Here is a 17994-nt window from a genome sequence, read left to right as displayed (position 1 = left end):
AAAGACCAATATAATGCCAAGAAACAAGACTTTGAGAGTGCATTTATTTCTTCTGATATTCCTTATGACAGCGAAGATCTAATAAATAAAACGTCGCTAAAATACAAGATTGAAGGGGGTGGTGATGCATTTAATATGAAAGAGCTCAACATCACTGCGACCGCAGAAGATGTTGAGGAATTTGACCTTTTAAATCCAGAACGAGCAGGAAGCTTAAAAGTTGGAGGCGGTTTACCAAAGCTTAGCCCACATGATTTACGGCGGAGCTTTGTTGTCTTTATGGTGAAAAACCGACTGGGCAGTGCACTCACAGTTAAATATCAGCTTAAACACCGCAATATAAACATGTCTAACTGGTATGCAAATTACTCTGAACTAGCACGTACCACCCAACTGTTGATGGATGAGCAGCTAATGCGTGATTTTGATGAAGCCATTGAAGTGTCTGCTGTGGATGCATGGGATGAGATTTATAACGTATCCGACACCTTAAGCGGCGCAGAGGGCGAACGCATCGCCAAGAATAAAGCAGAGCGATTAGCACAGGGTGAAGGAATTGTTATGTCACGAAGTGAGTTGCTCGCTTTGGTTCGGTCTGGTGATAAATCCATTGTATTACTTCCTACTGGTGGTTATTGCACCAATCGTAATTGTGAGCGTCTTTGCTCTCTGATGGATATTGTTGAAGCCCCCTGTGAGCATAAGGTAATCACTGATAAAGCGGCTAAAAGGCTATCAAGAGAGCGGGATAACCTAATTGCCTCATTCAGAGCTATAAATGACATGAGTGATTATGCCAATGAATTAATTCTGGATGCCAGAAAGAAGAAGATTTTGTCTATTGAACCAACGCTGGCAAAACACAGCATACCATTTGATGAATTTAATGATGATATTAAGGCAGTATGGTCATGAATGTAGAATATAAAGCAACCTGTAAGGCAGAAGGGTTACTGGTCAATGCATTTCAGCGCTTATTGGATGGTAAGCCGCTTCATGTTAAGGCTACGGGCAAACTTACGTTAAACCGAATCAACAATGAAGCCCAGCTAGGCAATAGCTATGTCCATAAGTTCAAAGAGTTCGTGGCTTACGCAAAACCTGTTATCGATGAGTACAATCTCAACCGCGATAAAGCAATGACAACAGGGTTAGATATTGAACTAGATGTCCCTTTATCTGAGTTTGATAGGCTAAAACTCCAGTTAAAAAAAGCCAATGAGTTAAAAGATAAGTACAGGATTCAACGAGACAATGCAATTGAAGCCCGAAAGCAGTTAGAGGCTGAAAATGCTAGGCTCCGCTTCAGGGTGTTTGACCTCCAACAAGAATTATTAGATGAAAATTCAATTGTGACACCAATCAAGTCTTGAATTGATAAGTAACTACAACTGGATCTCACGCTGGAAGTGTAACGGGGCTAAGGGGTATAACGCATTTCTGTCCAAAAGTTTGCTACGCGAGGTTATGGTCGTATGGTTCAAAGGAATAGCTATAAGGTTGAGTGTTTTCTCGTATCGTAGAGCGCTGACAAGAATTAAAATGCCGTGATTTTCTTTGATCGAGTTGATGGGATAGTTGAGAATTTTTGGATGATTTTCTCAGGTTTTGGTTAGAGAAAGGGCTTTTTGTTGAGAAAGCTCTGAATCCATTGAGATTACTGGCTTCTCTCATGATTCATAAAAGTTAAAGTTAATTATTGCACATTTTGAACCATCCCAACCGTATCAGTGAATAAAAGACTCATTGCTGATTAGATAAAAAACGCCTTCATCACTACAACAGTGATCGAGGCGTTTTTATTTATAGAGAGTAAGTTATAACACGTACGTTGTTATAGGCTAAAGCGCTCGCCTTGAGCTGGAAAATGGAAGTTGACTCCAAAAGTATTAGCAGCAATAAGTTGCTGTTTAATGATAGCTTGTGGGTTTATGTCTTTCAGTAAGCTGTATTTTATATGAGTAATCACAATTGGTAGCCCAGTTAAACTGCCTTTACCGCCAGCCTTATATTCAAGTATCGCTAATTCTTCTAATAATAATTTAGGGGTTAAATGGCCATATAAAGAACGTTCTGGCACTTTATTGGTGAAAGAGGTTTCAATCATGATCCCTTTTAATTGTTTATTCTTAATATAAGGCGCTAACGTTGACCATAAACTATTGAGGTGATCGCTTTGCTCAACGCTATCAGCCCCGGTGTCACCAAGATAGACCATGACTTGTTGTTGGTTATTTTTAATAATAAATGCCGATGATTCAACTCCAGCATGACTTAACGGTAAGGCTTTCACCTTCAAAGATGTGTCTTTAATTGGTAACCATGTTTGAGCTGATAAATCACGGTATTGGTATTTACCTAATTGATAACCTTGGCCTTTATTTCCAAAATTTGGCCATGCCTGCCAATTAAAATAAGTTTTAGCGATGGTTTCATTTACTGACGGTAAACTATAGATATTTTTATGACTGTCATCGGGGGAGGCAATGATCATTCCTGCAAGATGATCAAGATGCGCATGGCTAATTAAATAACCTTTTATTTTTTCACGCAGGATATAACCGACGTTGGTATAAGGTGAATTTTTTGGAATATCAATATCTTTAAAGGCTTGTTTTTCTTCTGCAACAATGAGGCCATTAACCACCGTTCCGGCATCAAGGGTGACGTAATTAGTATCACGGCTGTCTTTGAGTAGAAAAGCGGTTAAATTACCATCTTGAATACCGCCCTTACTCCCTAAAGTGATAACTTCAAATCCTGCCTGTGCATAAGCTGAAAAGGAGCACAGTAAGACCAACAAACTTTTTTTGAACATTCTATTTTCCCTATAGAAATAAAACTAACTTCGTTTATATAAGTAACTATCTTGAAAAACACCGCTATATTTGGAGTATGACGGTATACGAATAGTAGTGGAGAGAAAACCTATAATTGTAAATAAATGTGATTATAGAAAACGCTACAATAACAACGGCTCATTAATAAAAACATGAGCCGCTATTTGGAATATAAAAACACTATTAATAGTGATCAGTTGAGCGTGAATTAAGGCTGAGTAAAGGTGTTACACGCACGAGGATCGCCGCTTTTAAATCCTTTTTTGAACCATGCAATCCGCTGTTGTGAACTACCATGGGTAAAGGCATCCGGTTGTACCGCTTGTCCTGCCATTTTTTGTAAACGATCGTCACCAACGGCACTAGCAGCATTGAGGCCTTCTTCAATATCGCCCTCATCGAGCATGCCTTGTTGGTTAACGTAATAACCCCAGACTCCGGCATAGCAATCTGCTTGTAGCTCTAATTTTACACTGAGCTGATTGGCTGTGCGCTTATCACTACGCCGCTGCAGTTGGGATACTTTATCGCTGGTGCCGAGTAGTTTTTGAACATGGTGACCCACTTCATGTGCAATAACATATGCAAATGCAAAATCGCCAGGTGCACCAAGTTTTTTTAATTCATCGATAAAGCCAAGATCAAGATAGATTTTTTGATCCGCAGGGCAATAAAAAGGGCCTGATTGTGCAGAGCCGGTACCACAACCGGTATGGGTTATATTGTTATATAACACCAATGTCGGTGGTTGGTATTTACCTGCCAGTTGTTTATTCCAAACACTCTCAGTTGAGCCCAAAATAGCTGCTACAAACTGTTTATTTTCATCATTTAACTGTATTGGTGCTGTTTTAGATGACTGTGATTGTTGAATACCAACAGAGTTACCGCCACCAGTAAAATATTGGTAAGCAAAGAATAGAGCGCCAATAACTAATATAATTCGTCCGCCTTTACTGCGCATGAGTAAAGGGACTAAGCGTAATAATCCCGCACTGGGTGTACTGGCTTGCTGCGGGCTGTCACCACGTCGATCTTCAATATTTGAGCTTTGGCGGGAGTTCTTCCAACGCATTATTAATCCTTTATTGTTATAGATAGCTGATTAAATAATGGCTCAAAAATTCGCAGCTGTGGAATAATTTTATTGTGGAAGGTGTTATTGAGTGCGGGACTGAAGCGTTTGTTTATTCCTCCTCTATACATGCGTTAGTAAAAGAGGAGGAGATAATCACTATTACAACTGCTGTTGAGCTTGTTGTAATCGTTCAATAATTGGCGCAGCTTTATTTAGGCAACGAATATCGGTGAATAATAGCTTAGCTTGTGGGTACTGATGGCGTAGATAGGCGAACCATTGTTTGACACGGTTAGGATAATATAAGCCTTTATCGCCTTTAATCTCAAATTGAGAATAAGTTAATAACAGGGCTAATACTTGCTCCCACGTCATTGGTGCTTGGTTATGTTTCACCACATTGCCTAAGTTAGGTAAGTTTAATGCGCCACGACAAACCATTAAGGCATCAGTATTGGTAGCTGCTAAACAAGCTTGACCATCGGCATAGTTCCATACTTCACCATTGGCAATAATGGGTAATTTTACATGTTGGCGCAATTGGCGAATATAATCCCATTTGATGGTATCTGCTTTATAGCCATCATCTTTGGTACGTGCGTGGATAACCATTTCATCAGCGCCAGCTTGGGCAATGGCATCGGCAATCTCAAAACATTGCTGAGGATCATCCCAACCTAAGCGTACCTTTGCTGTCACCGGTTTGGTTGGATTTACTGCTGCGCGGGTGGCTTTAACGATTTGATAGATTAACTCGGGCTCTTTAAGTAATACGGCACCGCCACGGCTTTTATTGACCGCTTTAGCTGGACAACCAAAGTTAATATCGACACCTGCTGAACCAAGATTACAAGCACGATGAGCATTTTCTGCCATCCATTGAGGATATTGACCCAGTAATTGCACTCGCACTGGTGTGCCTGAGCGTGTTTGGCCGCCTTGGTGTAATTCAGGACATAAACGATAGAAAACACTATTAGGTAAGAGGCTATCAATAATACGTACAAATTCAGTGACACAAAGGTCATAGTCATTAATTTCGGTTAGCATCTCGCGCATTAGGTGATCTAATACGCCTTCCATCGGGCCTAAAATAACTCGCATAGGGGGGGGCTCTACTCAGTAAATACGCTAAGGGGCAAGAGTCTAGTGCGAGTTAGATAATTTGTCATCTTTGTTTTTATATTGATCGTAAATGATGACCCGAAATAATCGTTGTCGGTTGAAGGTGGTGCTTATCACAAGCGATGGCCATTTTTACCATGCAAGTTGCCACATTTTCAGCTGGAATTGGTGTGAAGTGTTTGAGTGGACCTACCATTATTGGGTGAATGGTTTCAAAGATACGTTGAATGGCGATCTCATCTTTACGTGGCGTATTGCGTTCACCTTTAAGTGGACCTGGGCGCACAAAAATACAATGTTCAAACCCTAGTGCTGTTAGGGCTTGCTCCATTTTACCTTTACAGCGTAAATAATGCGATGGTGAGTGTTTACATGCTCCTAAGCTTGAAACAATGATGAGGTGTTTAATCCCAAGATTTTTCATGGTAATTGCTACGCTTTTGACTAAATCGACATCTATTGCTTCAAGGGCTTGATTGGTACCGGCCTTTTTTTTAGTTGTACCTAAACAAATAAAACCATATTCAGGAACGGGTTGATCATCTTCCCAAGCAATAATACGTAATTGACTGTCTATAATTTGATGTAATTTCTTACTATGAAAAGGTAGTGACTGACGTGTCAACGCGTAAATGTGGTTAAAACGAGGGTGATCGAGTAATTGATGTAATAACTCTGTACCGACTAAGCCACTGGCTCCGGCTATAATCGCATTCAGTGAATGGGGTGACATAGGTGTATCCATCATAATAAGTCGAAGGCTATAAATAACGTATTTTTATCTAATTTGCTTTTAAGTGCATCAAATTTCAATCATTGAAGGCGATTTATGGTGCAGTAATGGCTGTTGTCACACATATTCGACGTATAATATCCCTAAAATGAATCAAAAGAATTAACTAGGACAGCCCATGAATACATTAATGACCTTACCTGCACAGTGGCAAGGTATGTCGGCAGCTTTTATTGAAGGTGCTTTATTTGCCGCAAATGCTAACCCTAAGCCAATGGAGCCAGAAGTATGGCTATCAGCTTTAATCAACGGTGGCGGCGATGATGCTGCAACGGTAATGGTTAATGATGCCGATAAAGTGGCGATTCTTAATCAATTTGAAATGCAATATCGATTCGTTAAAGCGGGTGAATATCAATTGCCTGCGAGTTTGGTTTGGCAACAAGACGGTGCTAATCAAGTTGCATTACGTGAGTTTGCTCAAGGCTTCTTAGCTGTATGGGTATTTATTGAGCCAAATTGGCAACAGCAAACAGTGTCAGATGGCACCATGCGAATGTTATCGGCGTTATTAACCACTTTAATGTTGCTGGTGGATGAAACTGAAACATTAGCATTAATGGAACAAGCTGGTGTAACGGATGCCCCTGTGCCAACTGAGTTGTATGCTCAATTACCTTTAATGCTAACAGAAGTCATGATGGCGGCAGATCAATTACAGATTGGCGCTAGCGCACAAGCAATTAATCCGTTTAAAGGTATTGGACGTAATGATCCATGCCCATGTGAAAGTGGTAAAAAGTTTAAAAAATGCTGTGGAAAAACGCTGTAATGACAGAGCATAAACCGCATTTGGTTGTCGTGGCAGGTGTCATTGAAAAAGACGGTTGTTATTTTATTGCGCAGCGGTTAGAAAATGCGAGTCAAGGGGGCTTGTGGGAGTTCCCTGGTGGCAAAGTTGAGTTAGGTGAAACGCCAATGCAAGCACTTGAGCGAGAACTATCTGAAGAATTGTCGATAGTCACTAAGACAGGTATGTGGCTTGCTGATAGCGTATGTGATTATGGTGATAAAGTTGTTGAACTGAAAGGTTATTTATCCCAGTGGCAGCAAGGTGAGATTCAATTAAATAGCCATCAACAAATGGCATGGGTTGCACTAGCACAATTGGATAATTACCGTTTTTGTGCGGCAGATTATCCGATAATCACTGCTCTACATGATCATCTTGCATTGGTGAATACCGCTAAATTATAACGTGTTTGATGTTGCTTCAATAGATGATCAAAAAAGCGAAGCCTTAACTTCGCTTTTTTATTTATTTGAATGTTCGATTAACGTTTGTGACCAAAAAATTGTGCAATAACCATTACTGCCCATACAATCAGATTAGCAGCAAAAATAATCACCAGCCATTGTGGCATTGACAGGTCAAGGAACGTCCAAACTACCTTGGCGCAATCACCATAAGCTTCAAACATCCACGGAATCCAATGATTTAATGGTGCCCATGATGGAAATTGGACAAACAAATCACAGGTTGCAAATGGTGATGGATTAAACTGGTATCCTACATGTTCATAGGCTAGCTCTAAACCACGGAATGCGCCATAGCCCCAACCCGCTAAACCAATCCAACGTAATATACCATTGCGAGGTGCAAGCAGACCGATTAGCGCAGCAATGCCAATCCCCATCATAGCAACACGTTCATAAACACACATTACACAAGGTGCAAGGTTCATGACATGTTCAAAAAACAGTGCTGAACTTTCAAAGAAAATAATTGATAACAGCAGTAGTAACCAAGCTAAACGTGTTTTTGAAAAAGAATTAAGCACTTGCATTATCGGTACTCTAATGACTAACTGGATAAAACAAGACCCTGAATATCAGGGCCTTGAAAGTTATTGAGTGTTATTCAAGCATAGCTCTAAAGATAAGTAAATCAGCATTAACTCGTTATCGCTTTTTAATGACCGACAACAGGAATAGCTGCAGCTGCATCGACTGTTGTTTGTGTTAACCAGCCCATGCTGTAGAACCAATCTGTCATTGGAACCAATAATAATTCAATACCTGCTAAGCCAACAAAGGTCAGCATAATCGTATAAGGTAGAGCCATATAAACCATACGTCCATAAGACAGACGGATTAACGGGGCTAGTGCAGAGGTGAGTACAAATAAGAAGGCAGCTTGACCATTAGGGGTTGCTACTGACGGTAAGTTAGTACCAGTATTAATCGCAACCGCTAACATATCAAATTGATTACGATTGATCACACCATTAACCAATGCTGATTTTACTTCGTTAATATAAACAGTACCGACAAACACATTATCGGAAACCATCGATAATAACCCATTTGCAATATAGAACATGGTTAATTGTGCGCTACCTTCAAGGGTTAATACCCAGCTGATAATTGGCGTAAATAGCTGTTGATCAATGATCACGGCAACTACTGAGAAGAAGACCGCTAATAACGCGGTGAAAGGTAATGCTTCTTCAAATGCTTTACCCAAAGCGTGTTCTTCGGTTATGCCCGTAAACGCTGTTGCAAAAATAATCACTGTTAGACCAATTAATCCTACAGCGGCCAAGTGCATCGCCAGACCTACAATAAGCCACACCGCAATAATGCCTTGGACGATAAATTTGGCATAATCAAGGTTAGTACGGTTTTTACGCTCTTCGTTATCAAGATCAACTAAAATGGTACGCACATTTTCAGGTAATTTTGCACCATAACCACAGACTTTAAACTTCTCAACCAAAACACAAGTAAACAGACCACAAATGAATACCGGAATAGTGACAGGTGACATACGAATAATAAACTCACCGAATTGCCAGCCTGCTTGATCGGCAATGATTAAGTTTTGTGGCTCACCAACCATTGTCATCACGCCACCAAGTGCAGTACCTACACCAGCGTGCATTAATAAACTACGTAAAAAGGCGCGATAGTTTTCCAGATCATTTCGGCTAAGTTCTTGAACATGATCATCATCAGTATGATCATGATGAGCATTAGGATCCTGTCCTGAAGCGACTTTGTGATAGATGCTATAGAAGCCAACAGTAACGCTGATGACTACAGCAATAACCGTTAGTGCATCAAGAAAGGCTGATAGGAAGGCAGCCATGAAACAAAAAGCCAGTGAAAGTAGGATCTTTGACTTAATGCTTATGAGTATTTTAGTAAAAATAAACAGTAGCAGCTGCTTCATAAAGTAGATGCCAGCAACCATAAATACCAGCAGTAATAATACTTCGATATTAGCGACAAGCTCATGTTTTACTTGTTCAGCACTGGTCATGCCGATAGCGACGGCTTCAATAGCAAGTAAACCACCAGGTTGAAGAGGGTAACATTTAAGTGCCATTGCGAGAGTAAATATAAACTCTACTACCAATAACCACCCAGCAACAAAAGGATCAACGAGAAAGAAAACCAATGGGTTAATGATAAGAAAAGAAATGATTGCAATCTTGTACCAGTCAGGTGCCTTACCTAAAAAGTTTTTTATAAAGGCATTCCCTAGCGATATAGCCATGTTTAAATCTCTTATTAGTGCAAATTTGAAGGTATAAATGGTACGAAGGCTTGCTAGCACTAATCAGCTGACAATTAATGGCATCATGCTAAAAATTTTCAGTAGTGATTAAGTTCTCTAAGATAAACACCATAGATAAAATGATGATATTTAACTTAAAGCAGGCAGCAGCGTCCATTTGCTCCCAGTGTGTAATGATAACTCTACCGACTGAATTCTATTAGTCAACCGAAGACACATATATGTAAAGTTATTATGACATTTTCATCACAAACTGAGGGTGATACCTAAGACATTAGCGCTACAATATACAGAATATTGCAGGCTAAATATTGCAAGCTAATAAAATAGTGCCATTAATCGAGCTATTGATGGTGTAAATGGTTTATTTTTGTACATATCTATCTGCTTAGTGTCAGAGTTATAGACTAGATTTCAGCAATTGAAGAACTAGTGGTATGATGAGTGTTAATAAATAACATAAGCAAGAAGCGAATTGGATTGAACTTAGATGGTTATTAAGGCTGATAGCCCAGCGACGTTTGCTGAGAAATACATTATTGAAAGTATCTGGAATAATCACTTTCCTCAGGGCTCGATTCTTCCTGCTGAGCGTGAACTTTCAGAATTGATTGGTGTAACTCGCACAACATTACGTGAAGTATTACAGCGTTTGGCACGAGATGGTTGGCTAACGATTCAGCATGGTAAACCGACTCGTGTAAATAATTACATGGATACTTCAGGTTTAAGCATTCTCGATACGTTAATCACATTAGATGGACAGGATGTCCAACGAGTTTTGGCCGATTTATTGGCTGCTCGTACGGATATCAGTAGTGTTTTTATGCGCTATGCTGTCAAAGGTAATCCTGAAAACTCTAGCGAATTAATTCAACATGTAATTGAATCATGTCAGCGATTATTAGCCGCTGAGAGTTTTGCTGAGTTTATTGAAAATAGTGACGATCGAGTAAACTTACTCCAAGAAGTAAAAAAAATCGTTGATAAATACGGTAAAAATGACCCTCAATTGTGTGAGGAAATTTGTCGAGCACGCGCTTTTAACTACTATGATTACCGCTTGTTCCAAGGTATGGCTGGTAAATCAGGTAACACGCTTTATGTGCTAACAATCAATGGACTTCGTAAAATTTATACTCGCGTTGGCGGTTATTACTTTATGAATCCTGAAGCTTGTCAATTAGCTCTGAATTTTTATGGTGATTTACAAGCTTATTGTAATAACCATCAACCAGAATTAGTTGCTGATCGTATTAAAAAGTATGGTCGAGAAAGTGGCGCGATTTGGTATACCCACCGCGTTAAAATCTCTAAATATTTATACGAAGAAGAACAATAAATATACATCGTGCAGATATCAATAAAAAGAGAGCTTATTAGCTCTCTTTTTTATAAACGTCATATCTTATTGGATAAAGATGTTAAAAGTAATATTGTCATGATCAGCAGTAAAATATATCAAATTGGCCCTATCCGTTATGACCGTTCAACGCGAGTATTGACACATGAAAATGGCTATACCGAGTATTTTATGCCAAGAGTGAGTGATGTCTTTATCATAAAATAATAAAACCGCCTTGATATAACAAACAAGGCGGTTTTTATTAATTATATATCGGTATTATATTGAGTATTGGCAGGGCAGGTTGCAATTATTTTTCCACGTCCATCTGGTAATTCTTCTTCTAAAGTAACGTTAAAGCCCCATAACCGATGTAAATGTTTTATTACTTCAGTATGACTTTCCGCAAGCGGAATACGGTTATGGGGAATATAGCGTAATGTCAGTGAGCGATCACCGCGTAATGCGACATTCCAAATTTGTAAATTAGGCTCATTATTGCTGAGATTATATTGTGATGATAATTTTTCACGAATCATGCGATAGCCTTCCTCATTATGTATCGCACTGACTTCGACATAGTTATGACGGTCATCATCGTTAACAGCAAACAGTTTAAAATCACGCATTAATTTGGGTGATAAAAACTGGCTAATAAAACTTTCGTCTTTAAAGTTTTCCATCGCAAAATGTAATGTTTCAAGCCAATCAGAACCCGCGATATCTGGGAACCAATATTTATCTTCATCGGTTGGGTTTTCACAAATACGACGTATATCTTGGAACATTGCAAAACCTAACGCATAGGGATTAATGCCACTGTAGTAGGGACTATTATATTCAGGTTGTGCGACTACGTTAGTATGGCTGTGCAAAAACTCAATAATAAATCGGTCAGTAACCAAACCGTCATCATAAAGATGATTTAAAATAGTGTAATGCCAAAATGTAGCCCACCCTTCGTTCATTACTTGGGTTTGTTTTTGCGGGTAAAAATATTGGCTAACTTTACGAACAATACGCACTAATTCTCGCTGCCAAGGTTCAAGCAATGGCGCATGTTTTTCAAAGAAATACAGAATATTTTCCTGAGGATCGGCTGGGAAACGCTCTTCTTCAATAATTGTTTCTTTTGCTTGGTGTTGAGGGATTGTTCGCCATAGAGAATTCACTTGTGATTGCAGGTAATCTTCTCGCGCTTTTTGGCGAGCGGTTTCTTCTACTAATGATATTTTTTGTGGGCGCTTGTAGCGATCAACACCATAATTCATTAGCGCATGGCAAGAATCGAGGAGTTTCTCAACATCATTTACACCATACTTTTCTTCACATTCAGTAATATATTTACGAGCAAAAAGCAGGTAATCAATGATTGAACTGGCATCAGTCCAAGTTTTAAAAAGATAATTGCCTTTGAAGAAAGAATTATGTCCATAACAGGCATGTGCCATTACTAACGCCTGCATAGTAATGGTATTTTCCTCCATCAAATAAGAGATACAAGGGTCTGAATTAATCACTATTTCATAGGCTAATCCCATCTGACCGTGTTTATAGCCACGTTCGGTTTCAATAAAACGTTTACCAAATGACCAGTGATGATAATTGATTGGCATTCCAATACTGGAATAGGCGTCCATCATTTGTTCGGCAGTGATAACTTCAATTTGATTTGGGTAAGTATCAAGACGATAGTGTGCAGCAACACGTTTAATTTCAACGTGGTATTGGTCAAGCAAATCAAAAGTCCAATCTGGTCCATCACTGAGTGGTTTTTTTTTGTCGTTATTGCCATCACTCAATCTCCCCATGTTTATTCAATTATCTAACTGATAAAGAGTGATAATCGGCACGTAGTTTATCGTGGTGCCGATTATATTCAGTTTGATGAAATGGTATGAATTTAACTAACTTGTTTTTTAAATAATTCCCTAAACACAGGGAAAATATCATCCACAGTTTTTATATTCTGCATTGCAAAGTTTTCGTGACCACTATGCAAGGTTTCATATTCTCGCCATAAGGTTTGATGTGCTCGACGTGTGATCTCAATATATGAGTAATAACGTGTCAGTGGCAGGATGTGTTTATCAAGTAATTCTCGACAGCCTGGCGAGTCATCTGCCCAGTTATCGCCATCAGAAGCTTGTGCCGCATAGATGTTCCATTCTTCAGGACGATAGCGTTGTTTAACAATGTCATGCATCATTTTTAATGCACTTGAAACAATGGTGCCGCCTGTTTCTTGTGAATAGAAAAACTCGTGTTCATCGACTTCTTTGGCTTGAGTGTGATGGCGAATAAACACCACTTCAACATTTTTGTAAGTACGGTTTAAAAATAAATACAGCAGTATATAAAACCGTTTAGCGATATCTTTTGTTGCTTGATCCATCGAGCCAGAGACATCCATTAAGCAGAACATCACCGCTTGGCTTGATGGTTGCGGACGACGTTCATAGTTCTTATAACGTAAGTCAAAAGTATCTATAAACGGTGTACTATTAATTTTTTTTCGTAAAGCGGTTATTTCCTGCTTGATACGATCCTCTTCAAAAGGCTGAGCGGGTTCGGTAGTAAACAGTAACTCAAGCGCTTGTTCAAGCTCACGCATTTTACGACGTTTACCCGCCGTCATTGCCGTTCGTCTTGCCAGTGAGTTTTGCAATGATTTGACGATCGCAATATTTGATGGCACACCTTGTGATTTATAACCTGCGCGGAATGTCTTCCATTCGACTAACTGATTAATGGCATTTTTCTGTAAATTAGGCAGTTCTAAGTCTTCAAATAATAAATCAAGATATTCATCTTTAGATATTTGAAAAACAAAATCATCTTGGCCATCACCATCAGGGCTTGCTTGACCTTCTCCTGCACCGCCTTGCCCGCCACCTCCTTGTGGGCGTTCAATGCGATCACCTGCAATAAATTGGTCATTACCAGGGTGGACGACTTCGCGTTGCCCACCTTTACCTTGATGAAATATTGGTTCACTAATGTCGCGAGAGGGGATGGTTATATCCTCACCACTATCGACATCAGTAATCGAACGTTTATTTACCGCATCAGCAATAGACTCTTTTATTTGCTGTTTGTGACGGCGTAAAAAACGTTGGCGATTGACGGTGCTCTTATTTTTACCGTTGAGCCTTCGATCAATAAAATGTGCCATAGTTCCCCCCTTTGTTGTCAGTTGGCTACGACGACTTACGCACGCGTAAGTACCATTCAGACAATAAACGTACTTGCTTACGGGTATAGCCTTTTTCCATCATTCGAGCGACAAAGTCATCATGCTTTTTCTGTTCATCGGTTGATGTTTTAGCGTTAAAGGAAATAACCGGTAATAACTCTTCTGTATTTGAGAACATTTTTTTCTCAATCACCGTGCGCAGTTTTTCATAACTGGTCCAGTTAGGATTTTTACCTGCGTTATTAGCACGAGCACGAAGTACAAAATTAACGATTTCATTTCGGAAATCTTTTGGATTACTGATGCCTGCTGGTTTCTCTATTTTCTCTAGCTCATTATTGAGTGCTGAACGATCAAATAATTGGCCAGTATCAGGATCGCGGTATTCTTGATCTTGTATCCAGAAGTCAGCATAACTGACATAACGGTCAAAAATGTTCTGGCCATATTCGGAATAAGATTCAAGGTATGCCGTTTGAATTTCCTTACCAATAAACTCAACATATTTAGGTGTTAAAAAGCCTTTGAGATGTTCAAGGTATTTTTCAGCAATATCTTGTGGGAATTGTTCACGCTCAATCTGTTGCTCAAGTACATAAAATAGATGTACAGGGTTAGCCGCAACTTCGGCATGATCAAAGTTAAATACTCGAGAGAGGATCTTAAAGGCGAAACGGGTTGAAAGACCATTCATACCTTCATCGACACCGGCGTAATCACGGTATTCTTGATAAGATTTTGCTTTTGGATCGGTGTCTTTGAGTGTTTCGCCATCATAAACACGCATTTTTGAATAAACACTCGAATTTTCAGGCTCTTTAAGACGAGACAGAACCGTGAAGCGAGCAAGAATTTCAAGGGTACTTGGGGAACATGGTGCGGATGATAACTCACTGTTTTGTAGTAGCTTTTCGTAAATTCGTATTTCTTCAGAAACTCGTAAACAATAAGGTACTTTCACGATATAAACACGATCGAGGAAGGCCTCGTTAGTCTTATTATTACGGAATGTTTGCCACTCTGATTCGTTTGAGTGCGCTAAAATCATACCATCAAAAGGCAATGCTGATAGTCCTTCAGTACCGTTATAGTTGCCTTCTTGAGTCGCCGTTAATAATGGATGTAGCACCTTCAGTGGCGCTTTAAACATCTCGACAAACTCCATCAAGCCTTGGTTTGCTTTGCATAACGCACCAGAATAGCTATAGGCATCGGGATCATCTTGAGAAAAGTGCTCAAGCTGACGAATATCTACTTTACCGACTAACGATGAGATATCTTGGTTGTTTTCATCACCAGGCTCAGTTTTTGCAATACCAACTTGATCAAGAATTGATGGGCGAACTTTTATAACTTTAAATTGCGTTATATCACCACCAAATTCATGGAGTCGTTTTGCTGCCCATGGCGACATAATCGTATTTAGATAACGTCCTGGAATACCGTATTCATCTTTTAGTAGCCCACCATCTTCTTGTTTATCAAACAAACAAAAAGGGTGATCGTTAACAGGACTACGCTCGCCATTGGCCGTCAGAATGTAAATAGGCACTTTTTGCATTAAACTTTTTAGTTTTTCAGCAAGTGATGATTTACCACCACCAACAGGACCTAATAAGTACAGAATTTGTTTTCGTTCTTCAAGCCCTTGTGCTGCGTGCTTAAGATAAGAAACAATCTGTTCAATGGCTTCTTCCATGCCATAGAAGTCTTTAAATGTGTCGTAGCGTGATATTACGCGGTTTGAAAATAAGCGACTAAGATGTGGATCTTGCGCTGTATCAATCATTTCTGGCTCGCCGATGGCCATTAGAAGACGCTCTGCTGCATTGACGTAAGAACTTCGATCGTCTTTACAGATATCAAGGAATTGTTGTAATGAAAGCTCTTCGTCCTTAGCTTCTTCATAGCGCTGACGATAGTGGTCAAAAATACTCATAGTATGCCCCCTGAATCGTTCTTATATTTGAGAGTAACTAGTGAAAAACATGATGTTTTTGCATTGGTTACTTATTTAAGCCTAGTCTGAACTTATCACTTTGTATTGCTGAGTTACTGGTTGGTAAATAAATAAATGTATAAGGAATGGAATAAAACTGCTGGTTAAGTAACCAATATCAATCACTATCCTTTAATTACAGGGGGTTCGCAAGCTTATTTGTTGCAAAATCAACTTATATGTGATTGTTTATTTTGTTTTAATTGATGGTTGTGTTAGTAGAGTGTTAATGCTTAATGTTGAGGGTTTATTGGTTGTTATGACCATTTTGAATGATTAAGTTGAATCAATAATTTGGTTTTATTGTTAGCTATAGTTTTATTGTGTTTTTTTGTCATTAGGGTGTTTTTTTATTCTGTCTTAGAATCAAGAGTAAATGAAAAATTGTAAGAATTTTGGCGACAAAGCTTATTTTTTTCACAAAACTTCCATCGCTGACTTAATCTCAATAGATAACGATCGATATTGTTTTTTGAATATGGAGCAAGATGCTATGGCTATTTGTCGTGTCGATACCATTTCGATTCCTGTGTCTGATCAAAATCAGGCGCTGCAATTTTACCGTGATGTATTAGGCTTTGAATTGATAAGAGATCATGCTGATAATCAGCATACGCGGTGGGTACAGTTGGTGCCTAAAGGCGCAGAAACGACGATCAGTTTAGTAAAACCATTTGCGGGAATGGAAGCTGGGGGAGTACAAGGGTTAGTGGTTCAAACGCATGATATTCAGTTAACCTACCAAGAACTGAGTGGTAAAGGTGTGGCATTGTCAGAAATTATTACAATGATGGAAGGGCGATTTGCGACGTTTAATGATCCTGATGGCAATGGGTGGGTGCTGATTCAATCAACAGCAACGATGTTGGCATAAATCGCTAGCAAGACAACATTGCTTGCTAGCGATTTATGATAACTTAGCGCTGAACTGCAATACGTGTTGATAACGTATGTGTTTGTCCAGGTTGTAATTCAATGGTTGGCGTATGGATCGTTGATTCGACACATACCATTGTTTCAAAACTGTTGTTGGCCATATCACCCATACTGATGGATAGCTCTTGCCAAGGGTTCCAAATAACAGCGGCGTTATGGCCTTGATTAGTCACCAAAATAGTACGTTGGTTGTTTTTGTCATTAACTTCAATTGTCGCCTGAGGATGTGTATAAACACGATCTGTTTCAGTATTGAATGTTAACACATCACCACCTTGACAAACTTTCCCTGCTTGAGTGCTATCGAGGTATTCTTCACCCATGCCAGTGATAGTAACAGCATTAATATCGGCGATATTGAAGTAAGTGTGTAATGCACCACCATATGACCAAGGTTGAGTGTCTGTATTCGTTGATGTTAGGCTAACATTTAACTCAGTACTCATTTCAAACGTCATTTGGTTATGGAACTTATGTGGCCAAATTGCACGTGTGTTTTGATTATCTTCCAGCGTTAAAGTAACAATAACACCATTATCATTTTCACGGTGTTGCGATAATGTCCACTCACTAGTACGAGCAAAGCCATGTGATGGTGCAGCAGCTTTGCCAAACCATGGCCAGCAGACTGGAATACCACCACGAATTGCTTTTGTTATATCAAATTCAGCTTCTTCGCTTAACCAAATAAGGTCTTTTTCACCCGCAGGTTTAAACCAAAGCAAATGACCGCCGTGGAGAGAAATACCGGCTTCAACCATTGGGTGAATGATGCGAATAATCTTCACGCCTTGATATTCACATACGGTAATAGCATCAGATAATGCATTAATTGTCGAAAGTTGACGTAAATCCATCTGCTTTTCCTTAATGTTGAGTGGCACAAGCGCCTATTGTTTATGTTTTTGTCTATTTTTGACTCAAAAGCATGAACAATGGAAACTTATTTTTCGTTTTGAAATATCAAAGAATATAGAAAGTTATTTGTTATTTTTGTTACAGTTTTGATCTGTATGTTTCATGTTTTATGGCGCAAACGTGTATTTAGATGTTTGTTTTATAACATGCTAATTTATGATTGGTCATGAAAATAGCGCATTATTGGTGAGTGACTATATTTTAGATATAAAAAAGGCGACGCTCTTAAGCGTCGCCTCTT

The 17994-nt window shown here is 39.2% G+C and carries 15 protein-coding genes and 1 pseudogene; 6 read left to right on the top strand and 10 right to left on the bottom strand.

Going from position 1 to position 17994, the window contains the following annotated elements:
• A pseudogene (locus BTN98_RS08330) lies at positions 1–915 on the top strand (hypothetical protein); the annotation flags it as partial.
• Positions 912–1373: a hypothetical protein gene (locus BTN98_RS08325; protein ID WP_060998133.1), complete on the top strand. Its 462-nt coding sequence runs from the start codon at positions 912–914 to the stop codon at positions 1371–1373. The pseudogene BTN98_RS08330 and the gene BTN98_RS08325, both read left to right, overlap by 4 nt.
• A gap of 461 nt (positions 1374–1834) precedes the next feature.
• Here the strand turns inward: BTN98_RS08325 and BTN98_RS08320 are convergent, their stop codons facing one another.
• From BTN98_RS08320 to BTN98_RS08305, 4 genes are all read right to left on the bottom strand, one after another.
• The gene (locus BTN98_RS08320) at positions 1835–2818 is read right to left on the bottom strand and encodes an MBL fold metallo-hydrolase (RefSeq protein WP_060998134.1); all 984 of its coding nucleotides are present in this window, start codon (positions 2816–2818) and stop codon (positions 1835–1837) included.
• Between the two features lie 230 nt (positions 2819–3048).
• Positions 3049–3915 (bottom strand): KPN_02809 family neutral zinc metallopeptidase, encoded by an 867-nt coding sequence (gene ypfJ, locus BTN98_RS08315; protein ID WP_060998135.1) that lies wholly within the window; start codon positions 3913–3915, stop codon positions 3049–3051.
• A 162-nt stretch (positions 3916–4077) separates the two neighbouring features.
• Positions 4078–5022, bottom strand: a complete 945-nt coding sequence (gene dusC, locus BTN98_RS08310; protein WP_060998136.1) for a tRNA dihydrouridine(16) synthase DusC — start codon at positions 5020–5022, stop codon at positions 4078–4080.
• Between the two features lie 76 nt (positions 5023–5098).
• The gene (locus BTN98_RS08305; protein ID WP_060998137.1) at positions 5099–5776 is read right to left on the bottom strand and encodes an NAD(P)H-binding protein; all 678 of its coding nucleotides are present in this window, start codon (positions 5774–5776) and stop codon (positions 5099–5101) included.
• Positions 5777–5954: 178 nt separating this feature from the next.
• Here BTN98_RS08305 and BTN98_RS08300 point away from each other — a divergent pair, with 178 nt between their 5' ends.
• Together BTN98_RS08300 and BTN98_RS08295 are read left to right on the top strand one after the other, a co-directional pair.
• Entirely contained in the window at positions 5955–6608 is a 654-nt protein-coding gene (locus tag BTN98_RS08300; RefSeq protein WP_060998138.1) for an SEC-C metal-binding domain-containing protein, read from the top strand.
• Positions 6587–7033 carry a (deoxy)nucleoside triphosphate pyrophosphohydrolase gene (locus tag BTN98_RS08295; RefSeq protein WP_146107010.1) on the top strand — a complete coding sequence of 149 codons (447 nt, stop codon included), beginning with the start codon at positions 6587–6589 and terminating at the stop codon, positions 7031–7033. The genes BTN98_RS08300 and BTN98_RS08295 overlap by 22 nt, the downstream gene beginning before the upstream one ends.
• Before the next feature lie 77 nt (positions 7034–7110).
• On the opposite strand, the gene dsbB is transcribed toward BTN98_RS08295, so the two are convergent.
• Both dsbB and nhaB read right to left on the bottom strand, forming a co-directional pair.
• Positions 7111–7623 (bottom strand): disulfide bond formation protein DsbB, encoded by a 513-nt coding sequence (gene dsbB, locus BTN98_RS08290; protein WP_060998140.1) that lies wholly within the window; start codon positions 7621–7623, stop codon positions 7111–7113.
• 125 nt (positions 7624–7748) lie between these two features.
• Positions 7749–9338: a Na(+)/H(+) antiporter NhaB gene (gene nhaB / locus BTN98_RS08285; RefSeq protein ID WP_060998141.1), complete on the bottom strand. Its 1590-nt coding sequence runs from the start codon at positions 9336–9338 to the stop codon at positions 7749–7751.
• A 511-nt stretch (positions 9339–9849) separates the two neighbouring features.
• Between nhaB and fadR the strand changes: the two genes are divergently transcribed.
• Positions 9850–10701 carry a fatty acid metabolism transcriptional regulator FadR gene (fadR, locus tag BTN98_RS08280; RefSeq protein ID WP_060998142.1) on the top strand — a complete coding sequence of 284 codons (852 nt, stop codon included), beginning with the start codon at positions 9850–9852 and terminating at the stop codon, positions 10699–10701.
• Positions 10702–10970: 269 nt separating this feature from the next.
• Here fadR and BTN98_RS08275 read toward each other — a convergent pair whose 3' ends face one another.
• The 3 genes from BTN98_RS08275 to BTN98_RS08265 all read right to left on the bottom strand — a co-directional run bounded on the left by BTN98_RS08275 (position 10971) and on the right by BTN98_RS08265 (position 15839).
• Positions 10971–12515 (bottom strand): SpoVR family protein, encoded by a 1545-nt coding sequence (locus BTN98_RS08275; RefSeq protein ID WP_105029978.1) that lies wholly within the window; start codon positions 12513–12515, stop codon positions 10971–10973.
• Between the two features lie 92 nt (positions 12516–12607).
• Positions 12608–13879, bottom strand: a complete 1272-nt coding sequence (locus BTN98_RS08270; RefSeq protein WP_060998144.1) for a YeaH/YhbH family protein — start codon at positions 13877–13879, stop codon at positions 12608–12610.
• 25 nt (positions 13880–13904) lie between these two features.
• Positions 13905–15839 carry a PrkA family serine protein kinase gene (locus BTN98_RS08265; RefSeq protein ID WP_060998145.1) on the bottom strand — a complete coding sequence of 645 codons (1935 nt, stop codon included), beginning with the start codon at positions 15837–15839 and terminating at the stop codon, positions 13905–13907.
• 553 nt (positions 15840–16392) lie between these two features.
• On the opposite strand from BTN98_RS08265, the gene BTN98_RS08260 reads away from it, so the two are divergent.
• A complete protein-coding gene (locus tag BTN98_RS08260) occupies positions 16393–16773 on the top strand; it encodes a VOC family protein (RefSeq protein ID WP_060998243.1) in 381 nt (126 codons plus the stop codon).
• 43 nt (positions 16774–16816) lie between these two features.
• On the opposite strand, the gene BTN98_RS08255 is transcribed toward BTN98_RS08260, so the two are convergent.
• The gene (locus tag BTN98_RS08255) at positions 16817–17692 is read right to left on the bottom strand and encodes a D-hexose-6-phosphate mutarotase (RefSeq protein ID WP_060998146.1); all 876 of its coding nucleotides are present in this window, start codon (positions 17690–17692) and stop codon (positions 16817–16819) included.
• Between the last annotated feature and the right edge of the window lie 302 nt (positions 17693–17994).

Source organism: Photobacterium aquimaris, from assembly GCF_002954455.1.
Taxonomy (GTDB): Bacteria; Pseudomonadota; Gammaproteobacteria; order Enterobacterales; family Vibrionaceae; genus Photobacterium; species Photobacterium aquimaris.
The sequence above is the reverse complement of the archived record's forward strand: the minus strand, read 5'-3'. Positions and strand labels throughout refer to the sequence as shown.

Bases quoted from the DNA above. Each gene is read 5' to 3' on its own strand.
- BTN98_RS08325 (WP_060998133.1), top strand. From the start codon at position 912: ATGAATGTAGAATATAAAGCAACCTGTAAGGCAGAAGGGTTACTGGTC.
- BTN98_RS08320 (WP_060998134.1), bottom strand. From the start codon at position 2,818: ATGTTCAAAAAAAGTTTGTTGGTCTTACTGTGCTCCTTTTCAGCTTAT.
- ypfJ (WP_060998135.1), bottom strand. From the start codon at position 3,915: ATGCGTTGGAAGAACTCCCGCCAAAGCTCAAATATTGAAGATCGACGT.
- dusC (WP_060998136.1), bottom strand. From the start codon at position 5,022: ATGCGAGTTATTTTAGGCCCGATGGAAGGCGTATTAGATCACCTAATG.
- BTN98_RS08305 (WP_060998137.1), bottom strand. From the start codon at position 5,776: ATGTCACCCCATTCACTGAATGCGATTATAGCCGGAGCCAGTGGCTTA.
- BTN98_RS08300 (WP_060998138.1), top strand. From the start codon at position 5,955: ATGAATACATTAATGACCTTACCTGCACAGTGGCAAGGTATGTCGGCA.
- BTN98_RS08295 (WP_146107010.1), top strand. From the start codon at position 6,587: ATGCTGTGGAAAAACGCTGTAATGACAGAGCATAAACCGCATTTGGTT.
- dsbB (WP_060998140.1), bottom strand. From the start codon at position 7,623: ATGCAAGTGCTTAATTCTTTTTCAAAAACACGTTTAGCTTGGTTACTA.
- nhaB (WP_060998141.1), bottom strand. From the start codon at position 9,338: ATGGCTATATCGCTAGGGAATGCCTTTATAAAAAACTTTTTAGGTAAG.
- fadR (WP_060998142.1), top strand. From the start codon at position 9,850: ATGGTTATTAAGGCTGATAGCCCAGCGACGTTTGCTGAGAAATACATT.
- BTN98_RS08275 (WP_105029978.1), bottom strand. From the start codon at position 12,515: ATGGGGAGATTGAGTGATGGCAATAACGACAAAAAAAAACCACTCAGT.
- BTN98_RS08270 (WP_060998144.1), bottom strand. From the start codon at position 13,879: ATGGCACATTTTATTGATCGAAGGCTCAACGGTAAAAATAAGAGCACC.
- BTN98_RS08265 (WP_060998145.1), bottom strand. From the start codon at position 15,839: ATGAGTATTTTTGACCACTATCGTCAGCGCTATGAAGAAGCTAAGGAC.
- BTN98_RS08260 (WP_060998243.1), top strand. From the start codon at position 16,393: ATGGCTATTTGTCGTGTCGATACCATTTCGATTCCTGTGTCTGATCAA.
- BTN98_RS08255 (WP_060998146.1), bottom strand. From the start codon at position 17,692: ATGGATTTACGTCAACTTTCGACAATTAATGCATTATCTGATGCTATT.